At 50.1% G+C, this 24,327-nt stretch carries 11 protein-coding genes; 4 read left to right on the forward strand and 7 right to left on the reverse strand.

The annotated features are described in order from the left end of the window. Positions 1-71 precede the first annotated feature (71 nt). Entirely contained in the window at positions 72-2,555 is a 2,484-nt protein-coding gene (locus GA003_16045; GenBank protein QXD27512.1) for a TonB-dependent receptor, read from the forward strand. On the opposite strand, the gene GA003_16050 is transcribed toward GA003_16045, so the two are convergent. The 3 genes from GA003_16050 to GA003_16060 all read right to left on the reverse strand — a co-directional run bounded on the left by GA003_16050 (position 2,552) and on the right by GA003_16060 (position 10,509). Continuing rightward, the gene (locus tag GA003_16050) at positions 2,552-4,261 is read right to left on the reverse strand and encodes an NAD-binding protein (protein QXD27513.1); all 1,710 of its coding nucleotides are present in this window, start codon (positions 4,259-4,261) and stop codon (positions 2,552-2,554) included. The two genes, GA003_16045 and GA003_16050, sit on opposite strands and share 4 nt — an antisense overlap. 765 nt (positions 4,262-5,026) lie before the next feature. Further along, positions 5,027-7,174, reverse strand: a complete 2,148-nt coding sequence (locus GA003_16055) for a PQQ-binding-like beta-propeller repeat protein (GenBank protein ID QXD27514.1) — start codon at positions 7,172-7,174, stop codon at positions 5,027-5,029. Then, positions 7,171-10,509, reverse strand: a complete 3,339-nt coding sequence (locus GA003_16060; protein QXD30463.1) for a PD40 domain-containing protein — start codon at positions 10,507-10,509, stop codon at positions 7,171-7,173. Before GA003_16060 ends, GA003_16055 begins: the two co-directional genes overlap by 4 nt. Positions 10,510-10,664: 155 nt before the next feature. Between GA003_16060 and GA003_16065 the strand changes: the two genes are divergently transcribed. Both GA003_16065 and GA003_16070 read left to right on the forward strand, forming a co-directional pair. After that, positions 10,665-12,491 (forward strand): DUF5060 domain-containing protein, encoded by a 1,827-nt coding sequence (locus GA003_16065; protein QXD27515.1) that lies wholly within the window; start codon positions 10,665-10,667, stop codon positions 12,489-12,491. Between the two features lie 33 nt (positions 12,492-12,524). Beyond that, positions 12,525-12,980, forward strand: a complete 456-nt coding sequence (locus tag GA003_16070) for a DUF5069 domain-containing protein (GenBank protein QXD27516.1) — start codon at positions 12,525-12,527, stop codon at positions 12,978-12,980. Positions 12,981-13,363: 383 nt separating this feature from the next. Here GA003_16070 and GA003_16075 read toward each other — a convergent pair whose 3' ends face one another. Further along, positions 13,364-16,243, reverse strand: a complete 2,880-nt coding sequence (locus GA003_16075; protein ID QXD27517.1) for a c-type cytochrome — start codon at positions 16,241-16,243, stop codon at positions 13,364-13,366. A gap of 139 nt (positions 16,244-16,382) precedes the next feature. Between GA003_16075 and GA003_16080 the strand changes: the two genes are divergently transcribed. Beyond that, positions 16,383-19,202: an insulinase family protein gene (locus GA003_16080; protein QXD27518.1), complete on the forward strand. Its 2,820-nt coding sequence runs from the start codon at positions 16,383-16,385 to the stop codon at positions 19,200-19,202. Positions 19,203-19,626: 424 nt separating this feature from the next. Here GA003_16080 and GA003_16085 read toward each other — a convergent pair whose 3' ends face one another. The 3 genes from GA003_16085 to GA003_16095 form a co-directional block, all read right to left on the reverse strand. Next, complete coding sequence (locus GA003_16085) at positions 19,627-20,499, reverse strand: hypothetical protein (protein QXD30464.1); 873 nt, start codon at positions 20,497-20,499, stop codon at positions 19,627-19,629. Positions 20,500-20,886: 387 nt separating this feature from the next. Then, positions 20,887-22,455, reverse strand: a complete 1,569-nt coding sequence (locus GA003_16090) for an arylsulfatase (GenBank protein ID QXD27519.1) — start codon at positions 22,453-22,455, stop codon at positions 20,887-20,889. Between the two features lie 104 nt (positions 22,456-22,559). Continuing rightward, a complete protein-coding gene (locus tag GA003_16095; protein ID QXD30465.1) occupies positions 22,560-24,272 on the reverse strand; it encodes a hypothetical protein in 1,713 nt (570 codons plus the stop codon). Positions 24,273-24,327: the final 55 nt, after the last annotated feature.

Here is a 24,327-nt window from a genome sequence, read left to right on the forward strand (position 1 = left end):
TAAGTTTGCCCGCAAAAGGGTTTAGCTTGTAGTTGGTGTCCGTCCTATCAAACTTATCCTCTAAGTCTTAAATGACTAACCTTGCGGAATTCCCCTGTATTACCAAATCAGGCACTCGAATAATTGCTCGCCTGCGCTTTGCCATGGTGTCGTTTTGCCTGGGCCTATTCCTCCTCGCTTCGGCTTCCTATGCGGCCAAAGAAGCAGCGAAAAACGACGAAGAGGAAACGACCGAGTCAGAAACCCACACCGACGACAATATCGTCAGTCAAAAAGATGAGGTAAAGCTGGTAGACGACTCCTCGGTAGCGGAGGCTGTAAAACGCCGCCCGGATCTCAATTTTGCGAACGTCACCATCGATGGTGAAAGTTCCGGGGTATCCCTTTCCAGCCTAGAGGCAGAAGATGTGGAATCGGTTGAAGTGATGAAGGCCGTCACTCCCGATATCGACGCAGACTCACGCGGTGGATCCATCAGCTTGAAGACCCGCCCCTCTTACGCGCAATCACGCCGAGCAACTTCAGTAGAAGGATCTTTGTATTATGACTCTTTGGATTCCGCCAAAGGATATCGAGGAAAACTCTCTTTTAGTGGGCCTATAAATAAAGCCCGCACATTAGGCGCACGTGCATCGGTAACATACCGAGATTCTCCCTACTTTAATAATACCCTCTACCAGGACTGGCAGTCGAAGGAGGTTGAAGGAGAGAAGGAATTTGTCCTCCGAGATACCGGCATCGGAACCTTTCAGCGAACAACCAAAGAATTCGAATACAGTGTAGCATTGGATTATAAATTGAGCGATTCCATAGACCTCTACCTTCGAAACACAGCCGAGTCCACGGACTATCACACGGCTTACAATGTAAACAAGTTTCGTTTCTTTCGGGGCGATTACCTTCAGGTCGACGAGCTAGGAGCCAATGCAGAATCGGCTGATGTTCGAAATTCAATCTGGCGTTACGACACAAGAAGCGACGAAGTCGAATCCACCCTGGGTGGAACCTACGAGAAAAACAACTTGATAGTAGATTTTAAACTCACCTACAAGGATGACGAGATCGAATACCTCAATTACTTTACCGCAGACTTCGTCCAAGATGACGTTGATTTGCGCTACGACCTATTCGACCCCAAGTTCCCGACCACCACGGTGACCAACGATAGCGACCTGAATGACCTGTCGAGATATGAATTCGAAGATTTGGTAGATCGCTACTATCTCGGAGATGAATCTGACACCATCAGCGCTATCAATATCAAGTGGGACGATCTGTTCGAGAAACGTAATGCGTTTATCAAGCTCGGCTATAAATCCAGAGTGAGGGACTATAGTCGTATCACGCAGTATGATATTTACGATGACTACGACGGTTCATTTACGATAGCGGATGTGCCTTCCGATCTGAGATTTCCCGATTTGCTCGATGGTCGTTATGTTTTAGAAAACATAGCTGACGGCGAAGATGCCCAAGCTTTCTTTGAGGACAACATCGATAGCTTTACCCTCAACGAACGCCGCACTCGCGAAAACAGTGATCCGAACAATTACACGGTGAACGAGACCGTAGACGGAATCTACGGCATGATCAATATGGAGCTAGGAAACTGGCGTGCCATTCTTGGAGTTAGGAGTGAAGAAACGAGCATCGATTTCGTAGGCAACGAAGTGCTTCTGGACCAAAACGATCTGGGTGAAACCGTTTACGTGGGTACCAACTCCATTCCTGGAACGTCCAACTATGATAACCTGTTTCCTAACGCTCACTTCCGATATAATTGGAGTGATACCATCACCTTGATTGGCTCATACACACAAACGATCGATCGCCCGGCTTACACCTACATCGTTCCCTACCGTCGTGTGAATCTGGAAGAGATGGAAATCGAGGAAGGCAATCCCGATCTCAAACCGACCGTTTATACGAACTACGACTTGTCAGTGGACGTTGAGTTACCGAGCCACGCACTTCTTTCAGTGGAGTTGTTTAACCGTTCTGTAGAGGACTTTGTCTTTAGCCAGAAACAAATCCTGAGTAGTGGGATCTATCAGGGGTTTGAACTCGAAAGCTATGAGAACAGTGCCTCTGCCGATATTCAGGGAGCAACATTCACCTGGCGTCAACCTCTCGACACATTCCATCTACCTGAGGGATTGTCATTGAATGCCAACTACACGAAACAGAAATCGGAGATCGAGTACCCAGCACGCCCCGGTGAAACACTGCCTCTCACCCGCATGCCGGACAATGAGCTCAAGCTGACACTCTCCTACCAAAACGAGAAATTCTTTGCCCAAGTGCGTTACGCTTACGAAGACCTCGTTCCCAGCCGAATTGCGGGCAATCCCGACGAAGATCTTTATTACTTGGAGAATGGACAAATCGACCTCAGCTTAACCTATCAGCTGAGAAAGAATGTGCGACTATTTGCCGATGTTCAAAATTTGACCAACGAACCCTACTACGATCGCTACGAAGGTGATAGCAGTCGACCAGCAGGATTTCGTCACTTACCGTGGACCATGTCGTCAGGGGTAAGAGTAGAGCTTTAGGTTTGCTTCTTCCCATTCACCCGCGGTGGGTATCGTTCGAGAAATTTGTTTTCGGAATCGACCGTACCAATCACGACCAGCTCATCCCCTTCCTGAAATACGGATTCGGGCTGCGGATTCACAACGGTGACATCCTGACGCCTCACGCCTACGACGCTGCATCCAGTCTCCTGACGCACATTGCAATCGAGCAACGATTTACCAACAAATTCATCTGGCAGGTGCACCTTAAACAGGCCTAACCCTTCCGCCACTGTGAGTAGTCGATCATCACGCAATACATTGAGCACGGCACCTGCACCCATGCCAGCGTAGGACATAACGAAATCGGCTCCTGCACGATGAAGGTTTGAAATATTCCGCTCCAGATTCGCCCGAGCGATCATCTGGATATCCGGCCGAATCCGACGAATAAAAATGGCCAAGTAAACATTGGTATCGTCATCGTGAGTCGTAAGGATCACAGCCGGAGCTTTCAGGATGCCTGCTTCCTCCAGCGTCTTGCGCTTAAAGGCATCGCCACTGACATAGTTCTCCGGATCCCGGATTCGCTCAGGCAAGCGCTCAATGATACGATAGTCCACACCACGAGCAGCAAGAGACCGACCCGCTGATCGACCCACTCTACCACCACCAATGATCACAATCGGAGCTGAGCTGACCGGCCGTGAAAAGAGCTGATTGAAGGCAGAGATGTGTTGGGGTGTTCCAGCTAACACAAGTACGGTGTTTTCCGTCATCCGTGTGTGAGCTAAAGCAGGCTGAAAACTCCCCCGTTCCCAAACACCAATAGCACCGACTCCAGTCAGAGCACGCAATTGACTCTCAGCCAAGGTCTGCCCCACCAGTTCTGTTCGATTGATTGGCGCTTCTGCCACAGCCAGTTCATCAAATTGACCTAACAAATTGGCCACATGATCCCCAGAACTACACCGACGGGCTAAGGATTGGCCCATCATCTCGGGCAGATGAATCACTTGATCCACGCCGGAGAGCTGAAGGACTTCTTTGGCTGACTCTCGTGAAACGGTCGAAATGATCCGCACTTCAGGAGCAATTTCTCTAGCCGTGAAAGTTGCATTGGTATTGGAGGTATCGGACCCGGTTGCCGCAAGCACTGCAGCATTCTTCAAACGAACCGCCTCATAGGTAGCAGGATCGTCCAAATCTCCCAGCACTACCCGGATTCCCAACTCGGTTAACTCCCGAGCTTCTTCCAAGGTAGGAATCATGACCACGTATTCGTAGCCATAGGTAGGCAGTTTCTTAATCAAATTGGCCGAAACACTATCCCACTGAGTAAGTACTACATGCCCCTTCGTATCCTCAGGAAGCTTTCTCGGCGTTGCAGCCTCCTGTTGGGCCTGCATCCAGGGTGCGTAAAAGAATTCGATAAAAGTAAAAGGCAACAGCACCAATAGGAACACCATCCCGGTCCCTAAAACCACCATAGAGAAAATCCGTCCAAGGTCGGTATGAAACGTGATGTCTCCGAAGCCCAAAGTAGACATCACAGTCAAGGTCCAGTAAAAGCCAGTTGCCCAGGAATACTCCTGTCCCTCCCTGGCCATCAACATATGAAACAATACGCTGTAGGTGGAAATAAGTAGTAGAAGAACAATCAAGAGCCGAACCAGTATCATCAGGTTGCGACGCTGAGTCCGAGTATTGAGCAAGTAACCAAATACAGCCGGTGAGAATTTCATGCGAACAAGTAAGAGCGACTACTTAAAGCAGATATGGGGAAGAGTTGAAATAGTTTTTCGGTACACAATACAATCGAATCGGTGACTCCATTAAGAGCTCTCATTCCATCCGACGCACGATGAATGTCAACGCCTGGGAAATGATCCTCCTTTCTTTAGAAATTGAGGAAGAAGGTAACCACGAATGGACACGAATATTACCAAAGACAAAAAATACCCGAATTCTGTATTCTAATTCGTGTCTATTTGTGGCCATTCGTGGTTAATTTTTAAAACTATTATACGCCACTACTTAAGTAATTCACTCCTACACATATTCAGCGCAGAATAAACCTGCCTGCCACGGTATTGAATGAGTCATTGTCCTTCCCCTGTAGAACAGAAACACTAAAGGCACTGAAAATGAAGGATAAGAATAAAGGCACCACATGAATAAACTGTGCAGAGACCCTAGAGTTTTCAAGAAAGACCTGCCCCCAATCCTTCTAATACGGACCGAATAGAAATTGGTCCCTACTTAATAAGCCGTCCGCGAGCTACGACTTGGATTCTGGCGTCGGGATTGAGTCAAGATGTCGGCATTGACGAACGAGTGGCGATAGAGCGCACGTTGGTGCGTGACTGAGCCATAAGAGAGGAACATCCGGCATGTTGGCCAAAGGATGGTTCTAAAACAATCACCAGCGACATCAACTCACTCAACTAACATCCCTCAAACAAAAGAATTAAACTCACATTTAAAACCATCCGGTCCAGGCACCAGAATCAAGGCAATGCGAAACAGTAGTAGCTGTCCCCAGGCTTCGTCTGCAGCTTGCTTCCTCCCCCACCGGCAATGACTACGTACTGCCGTCCATCCATTTCGAAGGTCGCAGGAGTTGCATATCCGGCCGCATCCAGTTGATAGGTCCACAAGATCTCTCCGGTCGCTTTATCAAACGCACGGAAACGTTCGTCCTTGGTGGCGCCGATGAATACCAGCCCTCCGGCAGTCACCATGGGACCCCCAATGTTAAAGGTGCCGGTATCTTCAACCCCTTTGGCTTCGAGCGCGGGATAGGTACCCAGGGTTTTGGACCAGACAAAATCACCTGTATTCAGGTCAATGGCGTGGAGCTGCCCCCAAGGTCGCTTGTTGATGGGATAGCCCTCTTGATCGTGCAGATCCTTATGTCCGTTCATCACGTAAGGGATGTTATTTCGCCAGGTAAGAGCAACCTCACTGGTTTTGATTTTCTCCTCATCGCGATCACGAAACAGGAAGGCCAGGATACTTTGTTTTTCTATCTCATGAAAGGGAGCAAAGGAAGGCATTGAGCCACGTCCTTCCTGGATCACTTGGTAAACTTCTTCCCGGGACAAACGCTCCTTCACGGTCCGTAACGCGGGCAGCTCCATCCCAGGAATCTTCCCCGCGTCATCCAAGCCATGACAGTTCGAACAAATCCCCTGGTAGATATCCTCTCCCAACTCCCATAGCGGCATCTCTTCTTTCTCCGTGGCCTTCTTCATGGAAGTGTATTCGGCTTCATTGGACACATTGATATAAAGAATATTAGTTTCCGGATCAAAACCAGGACCTGGCCACTCGGAACCTCCGTTAAATTGCGGCATGAGGATCGTCTTCTCAAAACCCGGTGGTTTGTAGAGCGGTCCATATTTAAAGTCTTTGAGCAAGTCTAAGACAAAAGCGCGTGACTCCGGCGTTAGATCTGTGACATCCTCCAAATCAAAACCGATTCGCCCATAGGGTAATGGCTTTGTAGGAAACGGTTGCGTGCGGGAGGTTTCCTCGCCCCATATCTCCGATTGAGGTACAGGGCGCTCCTCCACCTCGAAAATGGGTTCCCCCGTCTCCCGATCAAAGACGAACAATAAAGCAATCTTGGTAGCCTGAGCCACGGCATCAATCTGTCGGCCATCTTTCTCAACCGTTACAAGCACCGGAGGCATGGGTAAGTCGTAGTCCCAGATATCATGATGTGTGATTTGAAAATGCCAGATGCGTTCACCCGTTTCCGCATAGAGCGCCAGAACACAGTTAGCAAAGAGGTTGTCCCCTACCCGATCACCGCCGTAGCCGTCGTAGCTGGGCGCTCCGGTAGCGGCAAAGACGATACCCCGCTCGGAATCGAGCGTGAGTCCCGACCAGGCATTGGCTCCACCGTTTCGTTTGTAGGAATCAGGCGACCAGGTCTCGTATCCGTATTCACCCGGATGTGGAATGGTGTGAAAGATCCATTTCCGTTCACCGGTGCGGATGTCGAAACCCCGGATGTGACCAGGGGCCGCTTGCGCAGGCCCTTCCCCCACCGAACCTCCGATAATGAGAATGTCTTTGTAGACCACACCCGGTGCCCTCGGAGAGTAGGAACGCAAAATACCGTCCGTGTCGAGCTGCTCTCGCATGTCGAGACGACCCTCGACCCCGAAGCTCTTGATCGGTTCGCCCGTCGCGGCATTGAGCGCATAGTAGTAGTCACTGGCTCCTACATAGATCCGTTTGTCGGGCCCATCTTCCCAATACAATAATCCACGCGAGTAACCTAGCACCTTATCTCCATCATGCGGGTCGAATCGCCAGATCTCTTCACCAATCAGTGCGTTAATCGCTACCGCTTTTTGGCCAGGTGTGGTTAGATACATCACTCCATCAACGACGATCGGATTGCACTGGATAGTGGAACGCAGGGTCTCCCCTTTATCATCCGCCCGGTAGCGCCACACCAGTTCGAGCTGGTCCACATTGCCCCGATTGATCTGATCGAGCTCGGAGTATTTGGTCCCCTTCAGGTCCCCATTGTAGACCTGCCACTCACGTTGGCTGTTGCGAGGGTCTTCGTTACCCAAAACCGCACTCGTAAAATGCAGAATGGCAAGAGCAGAAGTAGCTGCTATACGTCTTGGCTTCATTTCCTAAATGCTTCAGGTCGATTCTCAAAAGACAGATCAGGAAACTCCGGTGCTTCCGGCACTTCACGCGGATCCTTTTCCAACTCTTTTAACAGGTACTCGATCCCTGCCTCGAGCTGGGCATCTTGCCCGTTAAAGGTCGCATACGGAAGATTATCAAGCTCGATATCCGGAATCACACCGACTTGTTCCACCAGCCACTTTCCTTCGGGGCCGTAGACACCCATCATAGGAGCACGAGCGATTCCATTGTCAGATAGTCTATTACCTGAGTGGAGCCAGATTTCGCCACCCCAAGTCCGAGTCCCTAGCACCTTCCCTAATTCCAATCGCTGGAATCCTTCAGCAAAGGCTTCGCCATCGGAAGCGGTCAACTCATTACATAAAACGAGGATGTGACCACGAAAGGCATACTGCATGTTCCATTCAGTAGCCGTGTCACGATTTTTCCAATACATCCAGGCGGTACGCATGAGTTTTTCCAGAATAAAACTTTCAATGTTTCCTCCCCGATTGTGCCGCACATCCACGATCAATGCCGGCCGATCAAAGATAGGATAAAATTCGCGGTACCACTGCTCCAGATCGCTAGCCACCATCGACTGCAAGTGAACATAACCAATTTTATCATCACCCAATGTTTCAACTTTTAAACGACGCGTGTATTCCCAATCGTCGTAGCGCAGGCCATAGCCGTTGTTCTTGGGTATAACAATGGCATCCTGTTCCTCACCGGAAGATTTGCGCACAGACAGTCTCACCTGTTTGCCGTTCTGATTTCTCAACAACTCGCCAATCGCTCTGGCCGAGAGTGTATCCACACCATTAACCTGCACAATGACATCTCCCACTTCGATATCCAACTCGGGGTGATCTAACGGCGACCGTTCATTGGGATAGTCGGGATCAGCCTGGTAAATGTAGTCGATTCGATACCCCCCTGCCTCAGGATCTCTGACGAGTCGCCCACCTAAGGTTGGAACTCCCACATCATCCGGACCGTCACGCAAATCTCCACCACGGACACTGGTGTGTAAGGCAGACAGCTCGCCCACCATTCGCCCAATCAAGTCTGACAACTCGTCCCGGGTAGTTACTCGATCTACCAAAGGCAGATATTTTTCATGCATTGCATCCCAATCGACTCCGTGCATTCCAGGATCGTAAAAATAATCACGTTCCATTCGCCAGGCATCGGTAAAAATCTGCCGCCAATCCTCACGCACATTGATAGGAAAACTCCACTGGCTTAAATTTAACTTAGAGTCGTCAAGCTTGCTAGCCGGTTTCGGCGTGGCATTGATCACGTAAAAATCGTTACCTTTTAGAAAGGCTAGCTTTTCCCCATCCTGGGAAACCTGGAAATTCCGAATATCCGAAGTGATCTGCTCCGGTTTCGGCTTCTCGTTCGTAATCTCCAAACCCATCAAGTGAGTCTTGGCACCGATGCCTGTATCCGACTTCGTAAAAAACAGGGCTTTGTCGTTTCCATGAAGCTGACCGTAGTTTCCCGCAGGAATGGGCACTTCCTGAACACGCCTTTGGATACCATCCAGATCGATCGCGATCAGGGTTTCTTCGTCTTGTTCTTCCTCTTCGCCTTGCTCTTGCTCTTCCTCTTTTGACTGCTCCGACTTAGATTCAGTTTCTTCTTCATCCTCATCCTCCTCTTCAACCTTCACGAGTTCATCGTCCGGACGGAAGGGCGATCGCAGCCCCTTTTGCAAGGACAGGTGAAAGAGCTTCATCTTTCGATCGAAATAGGGCTCCGGCTGCCGAGGCCCCCAAGGACTTCCCACCAAGGTCTTAAAGTTTCGATCGGAAAGAAAATACAACCACTCTCCATCCGGATGCCAGACTGGATCAAAACTGTTGGCCCGATCGGATGTAAGCTCCGTAACCGAACCATCGGCCAGACTATACAAGTGAATCTGACGAAAGGTATTATAGCTATATTGCACAAAGCTAATCCACTGGCTGTCTGGAGACCAGCTTATGCCATCGATACCATGGTTGTTGGTGGAGATGATCTTCTGCTCACCCGTTTCCATCTCCAGTAACCACAGATGATTGTTGAGATCAGAATAACTCAACCATTTGCCATCGGGTGAAGGCTTTCCCTCGAAGCGCAGTATCTCACCATCGTCTGTCAGCGTATTGGCTTCTCCGATACCATCTGCTGGATATTCAACAAACTCAAATTCGGAAGACTCATCGGACAAAGTGATGATCTTTTCTCCATCGGCTGAGAAGACAGCATCCCGGTAACGGACTCCAGGCTTTCTGGAAATTTGGACCAACCGGCCACTTTTTACCGGAACCACAAAGACCCTTCCTCGAGCGGTAAGCGCAACCTTTTCCCCTTCGGGATGAAGCGCGGCGTTGGTTATATAGTCAGTTGGTTTCTCGACCCAGTTTTCCCGGAGCTGATCCAGGTCACTTACCAATCGAATGGGAATGATTTGATCTCGCTTGGAGCGAACATCATAAAGCCATAGGTCGCCTGCCCGGTGATAGACAATGCGCCCCTCATTGAGGTAGGGTTGCCGAACATCAAAATCGAGGTGCTCTGTGTGCTGTTCCAAATCACTTCCATTTTCTTTCATCGACCAGAGGTTCATGGTGCCGTCCCGATCGGTTACAAAATACACACGCCCTTTCCACCACATAGGGTGGTGACTCTCGCCAACATGATCCGTAGTGAGCTTGACGGCTTCCGCGTCACCTTCCTTAAAGCTCCATATTTGCCGGGCCGTCCCACCGGAGTAACGCTTGGTAACATTGCCATGAAAGGGAGGTCGAACAAAGAAGAGCGTTTCTCCGGAGTCATCGTAGTTTCCTTCGGAAGCCTGACTCAAAGGAATCCGATTTTCCACATTGCTTTCAGTATCGATGGCTACCAATTGGCGATTCGGAAGCGTTGAGAAATGTTGAGTCGTATAGACCAGTTTCCCGTCCGGCGTCCAAGTGGTAGCCACAGAGCTTTCTGCCTGATAGGTCCTTCGAATCGGTAAGCCACCTTCAAGCGGCATGGTATAAACTTCCATTGGCCCTTCATAGGTTGCCGTGAATGCCAAGGTCTTGCCGTCAGGTGAAATTTGGGGATTTCGCTCTTCACCGGGATGGGAAGTCAGCCGCCTGGCCAATCCACCTTTGACCGGAACGGTCCACAAGTCTCCTTCCGCACTGAACACCAAGGTATCCTCATGCAAGGCCGGGAAGCGGTAATAGCCTTCGACCCCCTGACCGTTCGTAAGCGAGACCATGGCCGACAAGACGAAAAAAAGACCGATTACTTTCCGATTAATTAAGGAGGAGGCCTGACCGGCAAACATACCTGAGCGAAAACTGAATTTCATAAACCTAATGAGATTGAAGGTTGTGATATATCTAGAATTGGAAACGCCCTCTAAAGACACAAGCCTTGTTCATTCCAAAACTGACAATTCCAGGTTTGAATAAGGAAGCTCTACAAACTATCGATATGCTTATGTTTCAAAGGTACCCTACTCTACTAATCTTGGCATCACTCGTATTTATTTGTGTCGGTCTTCGCGCAGACTACTCCCTCGATGGTGAATTAAAACAATGGCACCGCGTAACGCTGAACTTTGATGGACCGGCATCTTCGGAGGATGCGACGCCCAACCCCTTCCTGGATTATCGTCTGCAGGTGACGTTTACGCATAAGGATCAAACATTCTCCGTTCCTGGGTATTTTGCGGCGGACGGAGAGGCAGCCGAAACAAGTGGAACCGCCGGAAACAAATGGCGTGTGCACTTCATGCCTGAGACGGCGGGGAAATGGGAGTTCGAAGCCTCATTCAGGACGGGTAAGGAAGTAGCTATCTCTGCAGATGCATCGGCCGGCAAAGCAACCTCTTTTGATGGCACCCGAGGAAGCTTTACCATTGTAAGAAGCGACAAGGCAGCTCCAGACATGCGAGGCCAAGGTAAATTGGCCTATGTGGGAAAGCGATACCTTCAATTTCAGGAAACGGGGCAATACTACCTCAAGAGTGGACCAGACAGCCCGGAGACATTTCTCGCCTTCAAGGACTTTGATGGAACTTACTCCCACAACCCCAAGAAGCAGTTCCTAAAAGACTGGGCACCGCACTTACAAGATTGGCGGGAAGATGATCCCACTTGGCAAGGTGGTAAAGGGAAGGCTATTATCGGTGCGGTGAACTACATCAGCTCACAACGTATGAACGTGATCTACTTCCTTACTCAGAACATTATCGGAGATGGACAGGACGTGTGGCCCTACACGGACTACGATGAGCGGTTTCGATTCGATTGCAGTAAACTCGACCAATGGGAAATCGTTTTTTCCCATATGACGAAAATGGGGATCGTTGTACACGTCATCACCCAGGAAACGGAAAACGATCAGTTGCACGATGGCGGTGAACTGGGCCCGGAACGCAAAATGTACTACCGGGAACTGATTGCACGGTTTGGGCACCACCCCGCTCTCATCTGGAACCTGGGTGAAGAAAACACCAACACCACCCAGCAGCAGAAGGACTTCGCCGACTATTTCAAAGCGACCGACCCGTACAAACACCCAACCGCCTTGCACACCCATACCAAGAAGTGGGAGCACGTTTACGGGCCGTTGCTTGGGCACAAGAGCCTCGATGTCCTTTCCTTCCAGACGCGGGACAAACTACGGGTCATCAACACCCAAACTCAGAAATGGATCCAACGCTCCGCAGCAGCCGGTCATCCCTGGGTCTTCTTTCTCGATGAACCGGGAATCGCGTGGCAAGGCGTAGAGCCAGACAACCACATACCCAACAATCAGGCTGCGATGCGGAAATACACTCTGTGGGGGAACCTGATGGGTGGTGGTGCCGGCGTAGAATGGTATTTCGGATACGAGCTGCCTCACAGCGACTTGAATTGTGAGGATTGGCGGAGCCGGGAAAACATGTGGGCCTACTCGCGTCACGCGCTGGACCTGTTTCACAAGCACCTTCCTTTCACAGATATGCTACCCGCAGACGCTCTAACCTCCGATGACCGTGACTACGTGCTCGCACGAGAAGGCGACCTATATGCCGTCTACTTTCCCGAGTGGGACAACAACCTGATTGATCTTCGAGGGAAAAGTGGAACGTACTCAGTTTCCTGGTACAACCCTCGCACCGGAGATGGACCTCATACCGGTGAAAAGCTGAAGGAACTCTATTCAAGACGCCGAGTTGGGAGCATCAATTCGGTGGAGGGCGGCGATTGGAGAAGCCTTGGCTTGCCTCCCTATGATTTTCACGAAGACTGGCTGGTGCTGGTGAAAAAACTACCCTAGCTTTTTCCCAATCCTTTAACTGAAATCACTTCCATGAATAAATTCGTACCACTCATCAGCAGCCGTTCCACCGGCCGCCTCGGCATCGTCCATTTACCCAGGCTGTGGCAGAAGATGCTCCTCGCCTCCAAGGACCGGCTGAACGACGACTATAAATCTGGCGTCGGAGGCCTCGATGGGTGGCTACTGGACACTCTCGGGCTGGAGTATGAAGCGACGGCTGCGTTCTTCGCCAAAGCGGCGCCCACCTACCTGGATTTTGAAGCCTGGATAAAACAAAATGCGCCCGCCGAGAAATTGACCTCGGAAGCAATCCATACCTTCAACCAGGAAGTTCTAGCCTTCCACAAACCGGAACCTGAGCGCAACGTCATGCTGGAGCGCGCCGGTCTGCCCGTCGATGACACCATCTGGCCGGCAGTCGACTTGAATGATCAGGACGACTGGGTTGGTTTCCACCAGGAGATCGTTCAAGATAACCAGAATTAGCTTTTTGTAGATTTGGTTTTCGAAATGAGACAAATTTGGTAAAGTAATTGCTTTACTCCCATCATCTTACTGACTTTTCCACATACACCGCTGATAGCTACCATGACTATCTTCTTACGGATTCTCCTTCTGACAATTTGTGCTCTAGTTTAATGACCGCAACAAAGGATTCAGTGGCATTGACTTGATGCCGGATGAAGTGGGAGCTGGATGCGTGAGACTCGTTTCACAGCTGCTTTATCAAAATGAATTTGGTATCCCCGAAAAACCAATGTCGATGCTCGTTCCGGGTAATTGGAGAACTGGCAAAATGTGCCCTTCAGTTACTTAACAGACAGTAATCTCGACCAACTTAGATCAAAACTATAGCTAGCGCATAGGCCTCATTGTTGTAAGTAAGCGATCAGATCCACCACATCCTGTTGACTCATGGTCTGCAACAAACCTTCTGGCATGGTGGACTGTTCGAATTGCTCTTGCTTCACCACTTCCGATACCGGAATCACTTCGACACTATCGAGTCCAGCAATCGTGATCGTGTGTCTCGACTGCGCGGTAATATTTCCGCTTAACACACGGCCATCCTTCAGTGTGATCACGTTCATTCGGTAGTCCTGCGGAAGCACTGCACTAGGATCGATCAGATTCTCCAAAACATAATAGAGATTCTGGCGATCACTACCATCCAGGTGTGGACCTAAATCACCACCTTCACCGAAGAGAGCATGACAGGAAGAGCAACTGGCCTTGAACAGAGACTTACCATTGGCGATGTTAGCCTTGGCCAACACTTGGGGTGTAAGCTTTTTCTCCCACGCCTTAATCTGGCTTTGCTTCTCTTTGGGACTTTGTCGGAGCTGCCCCCACACCTCACTCAGGAGTTTGTTGAGGCGCTTATCACCTAAGTTGTAAATCTGTCGCGCATGGAAGGCCGAGAGATCTTTCTGCAACACAGTGCCATTTTTCATGGCCTGCAGGAGTGGTCCAGCAAAGGAAGCGCGGGAACTCAGCGTAGCCATGGTCGCCTGTCGATCGTCGGTCAAGTAACGACGGTAGGGTCTTAAGATGATTCCCGCGATCTTGGGATCGTCAAAAGCAGCTAATTCACGAATGGCCTGATTTCTACGAGACTGATTATCGAGCAGGGCCAGCCAGTCTCTGTCAGTCATCGATGCATCCTGATCGAAGACCGGCTCCAGTCCGATCGCTTCAGCCAGTACGCCGGCATCATTTGAATCGGCCAACAAATTCCAATTCGCGGGGGCTTGGAGTTTTTTCAGACCATGAAGCGCTTCCCATATGCCTTTCACTCCTGCTCGGGCCTGCAACTGATTCCCACGATCTAAGGTAGCAGAAATGGCCTCAACCAACTGCGGCATTAAATTCGCATTCAAATCAAAGTCTGAGGCGATGCGGCGAACGATATTCTTATAGACTTGAGGATCGGCGCAATGGGCTAGAAAGCCAAGCGCTCGAACAGGATCGGCTTCCACCAGGGGAAGCAGTGCATACCAAATCATGTAGGGGAGGTTTTGGTCGGATGCGTATCCAAAATCCGACAACAGGTCTTCCGCCAGAGTCCATTGCTGATTCTCAGAAAAGCGTGGAAAGGTCGAAGCCACATACATACGCACCAACCGCGACTCACCATTACTGGCCAGCTTACGAATCTTATTAAACTGAGACTTAGTAGGCAGGCCTCCCTCACCGATCAATCGAACGGCCCAGCTGCGGACGTGTTCATTTCTGTGATCAAGAAGTGAGGTTAATCGTTTTTCCCCGACTCCACCGCTACTATTTAATGCCCAGATAAACCGAAGCTCCCGATCGGCTTCATAGTCACCCGAATCGAGCATACGCATCAACTCCTTGCGGGCATCACCGATATCATCACCAGCAACATAGCGCTCCTGCAAAAGACGACGCGCATGGCGCACATACCAATCGTTCTTGTGAAGTTGATACGCCGCCAATTCGAGGCTGGTTTGTTTGGCCAGGTCAATCGAACCTGGATTTTTCACATCGCCATAGACGACTTTGTAAATCCGACCACTGGTGCGATGGACGCCATCGTTGTCATGACACTCGCCGATGTCGGTCCAGTCGGACATATACACAGCTCCATCAGGTCCATAGATTTGAGTGACTCCTTTATACCAGGGATGGTTGGCGATCATGAAGTCATTGCTGTGCGTGGCCGCATACCCCGATCCTGTCCGCTGCAGGATGTCGTTATTGATGCGCCGGCCATGGGTGTTACTCATAAAAATAGTGTCGCGGTATTTCTCAGGCCAATTGTCCCCAAGGTATACCATAGCTCCGCAGTGAGTATGCCCGCCACCCATGAGGTCGGTTAGACCTTCGGCATTGTCACGAAACTTTCTTCGGTCCGTCCATTTACCTTCATGATGAAGGTGATCGGCAGTTAGAGGTATGCGGTCATAGACATGCGCCGCAGAACCTTGGCCGTGCATGCGTGGATAGTAAGCCCCAGGGACCACATGCCAAAGATGACCATTTACGTTTCCGGTCATGAACATCTCACCCATATCGTTCCAATCGAGTCCCCAAGGATTGGTGGTACCACGGACGACGATTTCAAATTCACGCGTGACGGGATGCAAACGCCAGATACCGCAACTGACATCGACTCGCTCACCCACTGGCGTGCCTGGTTTGCCAACCAAGGACGAAGCCGTGATGCCATGGCGGCCATAGAGCCAACCATCTAAACCCCAGCTCAGGCCGTTAAAAAAGTTGTGGTTGGCCTGCATAGTAAATCCATCGAGCACGATCTCGGGCGGTCCATCCGGAACGTCATCCCCATCTCGATCCGGGATAAACTCCAAGTTGGGCGAGTTACAGATCCACACCCCACCAAAGCCGACCGTCATGCCAGACAGGTGGGTGGCTTTGTCATAAAAAATCTTTCGTGAATCAAATCGGCCATCACTGTCCGTATCTTCAAAAACCAACACCCGATCTTCCCCTTTCATCTCCCATTCCTTATAAGAATAAGACTCAGCCACCCAAAGCCGTCCACGATCATCCGTTTCCATGGCGATGGGTTGCCGCACATCTGGTTCACCGGCAAACAGAGTAGCCGAAAACCCTTCAGGCAAGGACATAGCCGCCGCCGCGTCTTCAGGAGGCAATGGCTCCTCACCAGGGGCCTGCGTATTGTAAGGAACATAGAGGTCGGCCGAAAACAGGGGAACTGAAAGCACGTAGAGGAGTCCGAGAATTGTAAGGATTTTTTTCATAGGGCAAAGCTAATCGGGGTAGTCGTTCATGTTTAGCAATGGCCTCCTCCGGGTCAAGATCTGCCGTTATTAGACCAATGAAGATTGCATCCCAAAACTGAGACACTATTTTCCAATATTTCTTAATCAACTTATACCCATGAAACGTCTACTCGGAAGCACATCCCTCCTAGGACTGGCACTTTGCATAGCCTCTAGCCTGTTTGCCCAACCCGACCAGGAGTTGCCTCTCGACCCGGCTATCACCTACGGCAAACTTGAAAATGGTCTGACCTATTACATTCGGGAGAACGCTGAACCGAAAAACCGGGCCAATTTCCGGCTCGTCGTGAACGCTGGATCAATTTTGGAGAAGGAAAGTACCCGTGGACTCGCCCACTTTCTCGAACACATGGCCTTCAATGGTACCGAGAACTTTGAGAAGCTAGAACTGGTGGAATACCTTGAGAGCATCGGCATGCGCTTCGGAGCCGATCTCAACGCTTACACTTCCTTCGATGAAACCGTCTACATACTGGAGCTACCCATGGACGATGAAGAGATCCTGGCTCAAGGATTTCAAATACTGGAAGACTGGGCACACCAGATCACCTTTGACGAAGAAGAGATCGAAAAGGAGCGCGGGGTCATCTTGGAGGAACGTCGCCTTCGACTGGGCGCACGCAATCGTATCCAGGATAAGCAAATCCCGGTTTTGTTTCACAATTCCATGTATGCAGAGCGGATCCCGATCGGCACAGTTGAAGCCATCGAATCTGTGACCAGGGATGACTTTGTAGAGTTTTATAAAGACTTCTATCGTCCTGATCTCATGGCAATTGTGGCGGTGGGCGATTTTGAAACAGAAACCATCAAAGGCCTGATCGAGAAACACTTTGCTCATCTGACGAACCCGGAAGATGCTCCTGATCGACCGAGCTTTGAGGTCCCGGGTCACCAGGAAACTCTATTCTCTATCGAAACGGATCACGAGTTATCCAGCACCTCTGTTAGCATTGCCTACAAGACGGATAAGAGCCACATGATCACCGAAGGCGACTATCGGAAAATGTTGGGGGAGTCACTCTACACCAGCATGCTGAACGCACGACTTCGTGAACGCGCCCAGGAAAAAGAGCCACCCTATCTTGGAGCATCCACAGGCAAGGGGAGCTTCGTGCGAGCCGTGGATATGGTTCAGCAAGGAGTGGCCGTCGAAGAAGGAAAATTTGCCGAAGGCCTTAAAGCCCTGCTGGTTGAAAACAAGCGAGCGCGGGTGGATGGATTCACCCAAGCAGAACTGGGTCGAGCCAAAGTCAACATGATGCGCGGCATGGAACGGGCATTTAAAGAAAAGGACCAACGGCGATCCAGTCGTCACTCAAGTGAATTGGCCTCGCACTTCCTTGAAAAGGAAACCGCTCCAGGCATTGAATATGAACTTGAGCTGACCAAGAAGTTCCTCCCCACCCTGTCGCTAGCAGAGGTCTCAGACATCGGAGACAACTGGATGACGACTGAAAATCGAATCATTCTATACACCGCTTCTGAGAAAGAAGGGGTCTATGTCCCAAGTCAGGAAGAAATCCTTGCTGTGATTAAGGATGCGGAAGCTGCAACCATTGAAGCCTACCAAGAAGCGGATCTTTCGAGTCCATTGATGAAACAAGAACCGACGCCAGGTTCGATCGTTTCCGAAAGCTACCATGAGTCGGTCGATGTAACCGATTGGCAACTTTCCAACGGCATTCGAGTGGTTTTAAAACCCACCGATTTCAAGAAAGACCAGGTCAGCTTCTCAGCCTTTAGTCCAGGAGGGCACAGCCTCGCTTCCGATGAGGATTTCGTTTCAGCATCCAGTGCGGATAGCGTTATAGCAGGTAGCGGAATTGGAGATTACAAGTCACGTGACCTTCGCAAGAAGTTGGCTGGAATTCGCGCACAGGCACGCCCATCTATTGGAGAACTCTATGAGAATATGTCGGGCAGTGCCTCCCCAGAAGATTTGGAAACGTTGTTCCAACTGACGCACTTACGTTTCACCGAACCTCGGACTGACGAAGAGATTTTTAGCGCCATGCTCACCCAAATGAGGGCCTCGGTTAAGAACCGTTTGAATAATCCCAATGCTGTGTTCGGTGACGCCGTTGAAAAGAAACTCTACAATAATCATCCACGTCATCAGCCTTTCAACGAAGCGTACATCAATGCACAGGACCTGGAAGAGTCTTTAGAGTTTTATGAAGACCGATATAAAGACGCGGGTGACTTCACCTTTATTTTCGTTGGTGCCTTCGACTTGAAGGTCATCCGGCCCCTGGTCGAAAAATACCTTGCCAGCTTGCCCACTATGGGTCGAAAAGAAAGCTGGAAGGATATTGATGACGACAAGATCACCGGGCAAAACGAGGTGATCGTTCGCAAAGGTATCGAACCCAAAAGTTCGGTGCGCGTCAGCTTCTATGGTTCTACTGAATGGAGCTACTACGATCAGTATCTATTGAGTGCGATGATTGATGTGTTGAAAATTCCAATGCGGGAAGCACTTCGCGAAGACAAAGGCGGCGTCTACGGCGTAAGCGTTGGTGGAGGCATGAGCCGCTACCCGACCGGGGAATTTTCGACCGGCATCAGCTTTGGCTGCGATCCAGAACGCGTAGACGAGCTCCTTCAAACGGCATTGGATGTCGTTGCAAAATTTCAAACAGAGGGTCCCGATCCAGAGGATCTCGATTCCGTAAAGGAAATGCACATGCGAGGCATCGAAACCAGTTTACGCGAAAACCGATTCTGGATGTCGGCTCTTGGGACTTATACCAAGAACGGTATCGACTTCGATGCGGTCAATCAGCGGGTAGCACGAACCGAATCATTAACTGCTGAAAAAATACGCCAGGCGGCAATCAAGTATTTCGATGATAGCAATCGGTTCATTTCGAAGTTGTTGCCGGAAGTTGAGGCAAGCGAGGCGACACAGTAGAGGTCATCGGTGTATCCACCGATGCTACCCCTATTTAGATCATCCTCTTGTTCCGGTTCTGCTGCGCAGCCCGGTCTTGTCGTCGCTTCGCTCTTCGGAACTCTTCCTCTTCCTCTTGAACCGTACTTAAAAGGGCGCTCTCGGCGATTTCGCATTACCTTTCATTTTAAAGCTCAACCGAAACTCATCGGTGTCTCCACCGATGCTACATTTCAAAAAGTAGCGATGCTGGTTCACGACAGAATGGAGAAGGCCTGACAACAGCATCGACGAAGAGGTCCATTCGTCTTCTGTAGGAGCAAACTTGTTCGCGACTCGTAGGGGCAAAGGCGTTGAGGTCGCGAACAAGTTTGCTCCTACAATCAACCAGATATAAAACTCGGCTCGTGGTAGGGAGGTCTAGCCCCAGCCTGCTATCTGAAACCTACTCTATAGTTAGCTCCGCAATTGCAATCCCTTCCTCGCCGGCCACGGAGTAAAGCAAATACAACTGCCCGTCCTCTTCAAAGATACCGGGATCACGAAGCTGCTGAAGTCCGATACCTCCGCCTTTTTTGGAGGGCTGATTGGGATGCTGAATACCTTCATAATCCATTTCGGGTCGGAGCACTTCGATGGGTTCACTGGCTTCCCAGCTTTTCCAATCACCGATCAGGGGAACCGTTGCAATTAAAATGCGTTCAGGGGCATCACTCTTGCGCGTGTAAAAGAGATACAACGTATCGTTTCGCAGATAGACCGCGCTGTGCCGGATACGAACATCGTCGCGAGCCCCAAACTCGTCATCGGTGGGTATCGTAGCGATTAGCTCGTGCTCCCGCTTTTCCCATCCATGGTCAGGGTGATCAGATCGGTTCAAATATCCCGAGGAATCCATCGCGTAGTAAGCCCTTTCATATTGGAACACGCGAAAATAGCTGAGGCCGTGAATCTCATCAAAGACATCGAATACAAGACCGTCTTTGGAAATAGCAGACACTGTTCGTTGATTAGTCCCTGGATGCGAGCCGTGAAAATACATGCGGATGATTTGGTTTTCATCATCGATATGTACATCGGGCGACGCAATGTGATCTTCGAGAGATCGAGCTTCTTCCAAATGAATGGTACCCGGTTCGTAAATACGCCAGGGGCCGTGCAAGTCATCCGCATAGGCCAGGCGAATAAAGTTTCCTTTGTGGTGTGCGAAATAAAGGTAATAGTTTCCGAGCGGATTTTTTACCCAATCGGGAACACGGATCAGGGACGGCCCATTGAGTTTGTTACCGAGCGTACCTGATAGACCCGCGTGGAGAATAGGGTTTTCAGCAAAGCGGTTTACTTCGACGACTGATTCTTTTTCTACTGCGGAGCAAGCGACCAAGGGTAAACAAACAATGAGGCATAAGAGATGTTTCATGCTGAGGATTCCAATAATGCAGCAGCTCGCTTATAGGAACCAAGATTAAAAGCATTGGTATACCCTGCCCTTCTGAGCCTGGCTACAGCGATGGCCGATCGCCGGACCGAGGCGAAGCCGACATCACCCACGAGCCGTCTGATCTTGAATCTAACCAAACACGGCGCCCTCGGCGAGGCCGCCCTACCAATAATAGCGGTATACTAAATAAATGTTACGTTCTATAGCACTGAAAACCGCTCAGTAAAAATGTGTATAAGACTCTAGCAAGATGCCTATGCTACTTTAATCAAAAAGCGGTTCTCCCCAACGAAGAGTTTGTGTCACATCGATGACGACATCCGTATCATTCTTCTGGGCTGGCCCTTCACGACTGGTACCTCGGGCAACCACTTTACGCAGCTTCTCTTCCAATGCATCGGCTACATCAGATTGCTGCTCAATCAGATTCTCGGACTCGTCAATATCCTCCGCCAAATGATAAAGCTCCCGAATGCGCGGTTTACCGCGGGATAGATTTCGATTCTGAACTTCGTTCCTGAATATAAGTTTCCATCCGTTCTCAGCATAGGAAAATTCACCCCCCACCGAGTGCCCAACAATATGATCTCGATGTGGCTCTTCGCTCTTACCCAAAAGCACAGACAGAAAGCTTAAACTATCTTCTGCTTCGTCGAGCCCTAGGGACGTACCCAATATTTCAGCACAAGTAGAAAAAATGTCATTCAAGCTCAGGAGATTTTCATTTATCGAACCCGCTTCTATCATTCCGGGCCAACGTACCAGGAACGGTATGCGATGACCACCCTCCCAAATTTCTGCTTTCCGACCACGGTAGGGGCCACTCGGTTTGTGGCCGACTTTGACTAAATCGTCCCAGCCCTGTGGTAAATGTCCATTGTCTGAAGTAAAGAGTACCAGGGTATTTTCAGCGACTCCTGCATCCTCCAAAGCCTGAATCACTTGTCCCGCCGACCAATCGGTTTCCATAATAAAGTCCGCCACATTGGAAATGCCACTTTTCCCGACAAAGGGTTCACTGGGAACAATGGGGGTATGTGGACTCGTCATCGGAAAGTACAAAAAGAAAGGTTCATCCTCCTTTGCTTGTTCGTGGATGTAGCGTACCGCCCGTTTTGTAATTTCAGGTAGTATCTGCTCAAATCTCCAACCTGGCGCCATCGGGTTATCATCGAATGCCCGTGGCATAAAACGATTATCATCGGGATCATACTCAAAGCGATCGGTGGGCAGCTCCACAATTCGATCGTTTTCGATAAAGGTAAACGGCGGCATGTTTGGAAGGTGCACACCAAAATAGTGATCAAATCCACGGGTAATCGGACCATCCTCGATAGGCTGATCATAATACCAAGTATGCTGGGTATGAAGATGAGCATCCTCTTCCATCGTACTCGGTTGTGGCCCCGGCCAGTTCCAACCCAAATGCCATTTCCCGATACAGGCCGTAGCATATCCCTGGTCCTGCAAAAACCCCGGTAGCGTTAATCGATCCTCTGCAATCAAGGGTGGTTCATAACTTGCCAGCACCCACTCCTGTAGGCGAGTCCGCCAAGCGTAACGCCCCGTCAGAAGCCCATACCTCGTGGGTGTGCATACAGCTGATCCGCTATGAGCATTCGTAAAGCGCATAGACTGCTCCGTAAATTGATCCAGATAAGGGGACGGGATCTTGCCACCGGGAAAATGGGATTGGATGTCTCCGGCTCCAAAGTCATCGGCTAGAATGATGACTATATTGGGTCGCGATGCTTCTTCTGGCTTGGCGCAGCCGGCGAAGAGAGAGGCCAAACAAAGGCTCAATGTAGCAAAAATCCAAACTGAATTTTTCATAACTTATATCTATTATTATGGGAAATTGTAGGAGCTGCATTAGCTGCGAATGATAGAGGCTAGGATCGCAACTAAAGCAGCTCCTACACAAACGAAATCGTTTTTCACCGATCCCAAGGGAATGTCATCGTTGGCTGCTCAACATACCGATCGTTGGAGACCTTCAATCGTGCACCACTTCCAGCAGCCAGACGAACTCGAAATGTAGAGGCATCAACAGGCACCATTTGACCATCACATTCAACCTCCGTCACTCGATGTTCACCGTAGGCTCCGGCTTGGACAATAAGCTCGCGACTATGGCTAGGACTGAGGTTGACCAGGGTAACTTCAACGGAACCATCAGACATCCTATCGATTAGGGCTGCCACGTCTTCAGGAATTCCCGCCCGCCGATTGACGGGATCAAAATAGCGTAGACGACAATGCAGTGGCGCAGCTCCTCGTCCAGGATCGAGGCCAGCCATCATCAGTTTATTGAGTGTCTGAATAGTAGCCGGGTTAAACTTCATCGGATCATCCGCCAAACGAGTATCAGGAGTGGTAGTATCTGCTCGCATTCCAGCCACCTTGGATCGAATGGTTCCAAAGTCCTTTTTTAATTCACGGGTAGGATAATCAGCGTCCTCACCATTCAAGTAGCGCACCCAGGCATCCTGCCTCACTCGCTTCTCATCCGCTTCATCCTGAGTCCAGAACCAACAATTCAAGGCCCCCCAAGGAACAGGTTCGGGCTTAAAGTCATACCATCCGTCATCCCCATACATATAAGGATAGAGCTTAACGCCATCAACGAGCTTGGCCTTCGAGTTGACCAAGTCGATCATCTGGGTCCAGGCATCGATGTACTTCCGCTCTCCGGTCAACAGGAAGGCATTCCCAAATCCATCTACAGCACGATAAACGCGTGTGCGGTGAGCCAATTCACCTGTTTGAGGAACGATTACCGAAAACCCCCAGCCGTAGACACTTCCCCACCACTTTCCATCCGTTTCGCCTCCGATGGTTCCGTCCAAACCTATACTGGATGGGATGATGCCATCGTTTTGCTTCATGCGATCGAGCCAGGCATCCACATAGTCAAGCATCCAAGTCTTGTACTTCTCCTCCCCCGTCAGTATGTAAGCATTCAGGCCGAGGGTGGTTGCTGATAGATTCTGCGGATGGTCACCCAATGTGTCATTGTAGTCTTTGAAGTGAGCGACCATCTCAGAGTAGTTGCGCTCGCCATGTCCCAAGTGAAATCGGTTCTCCACTTCGATGGGATCACCTGCCCAATCGAGCCCCGTAGTCTTCCGCATGAGCGGTCCACGACTCCCATTGAACATGCTTTTGATGATCTTGTGTTCGTAGTCGTAGTTGAGCGCCCCGGGATCTTCATTCATATAAAACCCGGCGTAGCGCCGAGTTCGCTTTTGAAAGTCCAGATTGTATGGGTCACTTAAACCTTGGAGGTTAAACACCCGGAGACCTTCCCCATTATGCATCCAGTCCATCATCACAGGAAACTCTTTGTAGTACATGCCATCCCGCGCAAAGGGCACATCTACGGTCTTTGCTTCGGTGTATTGACGAAGATGCCCCTCCCAGGCTTTTCGATAAAGGGTGAGAATATTGTCATCCCCACCAAGCGCATGCAGGATTGGCCAATCCGCTACATTCTCAATAGCGTCGTCCGGGCCATCATCTCCACCCCAGCGTTCTATGCACTCCAACCAACCACGCTCATCAAAATACTTTTCGTAGAATTCCTCGCAAGCTACCGCATTGGCTAGAAGCAACTCTCTTTGCAACAAGGCCCACTCAGGAGGAGCCATCGGCGAGGCAATTTCTATAGTAGCGTTTCCTTTAAGTAAGATAGATCCACTTAGT

The sequence above is a fragment of the Opitutia bacterium ISCC 52 genome, assembly GCA_014529675.2.
Classification (GTDB): Bacteria; Verrucomicrobiota; Verrucomicrobiia; order Opitutales; family UBA2995; genus UBA2995.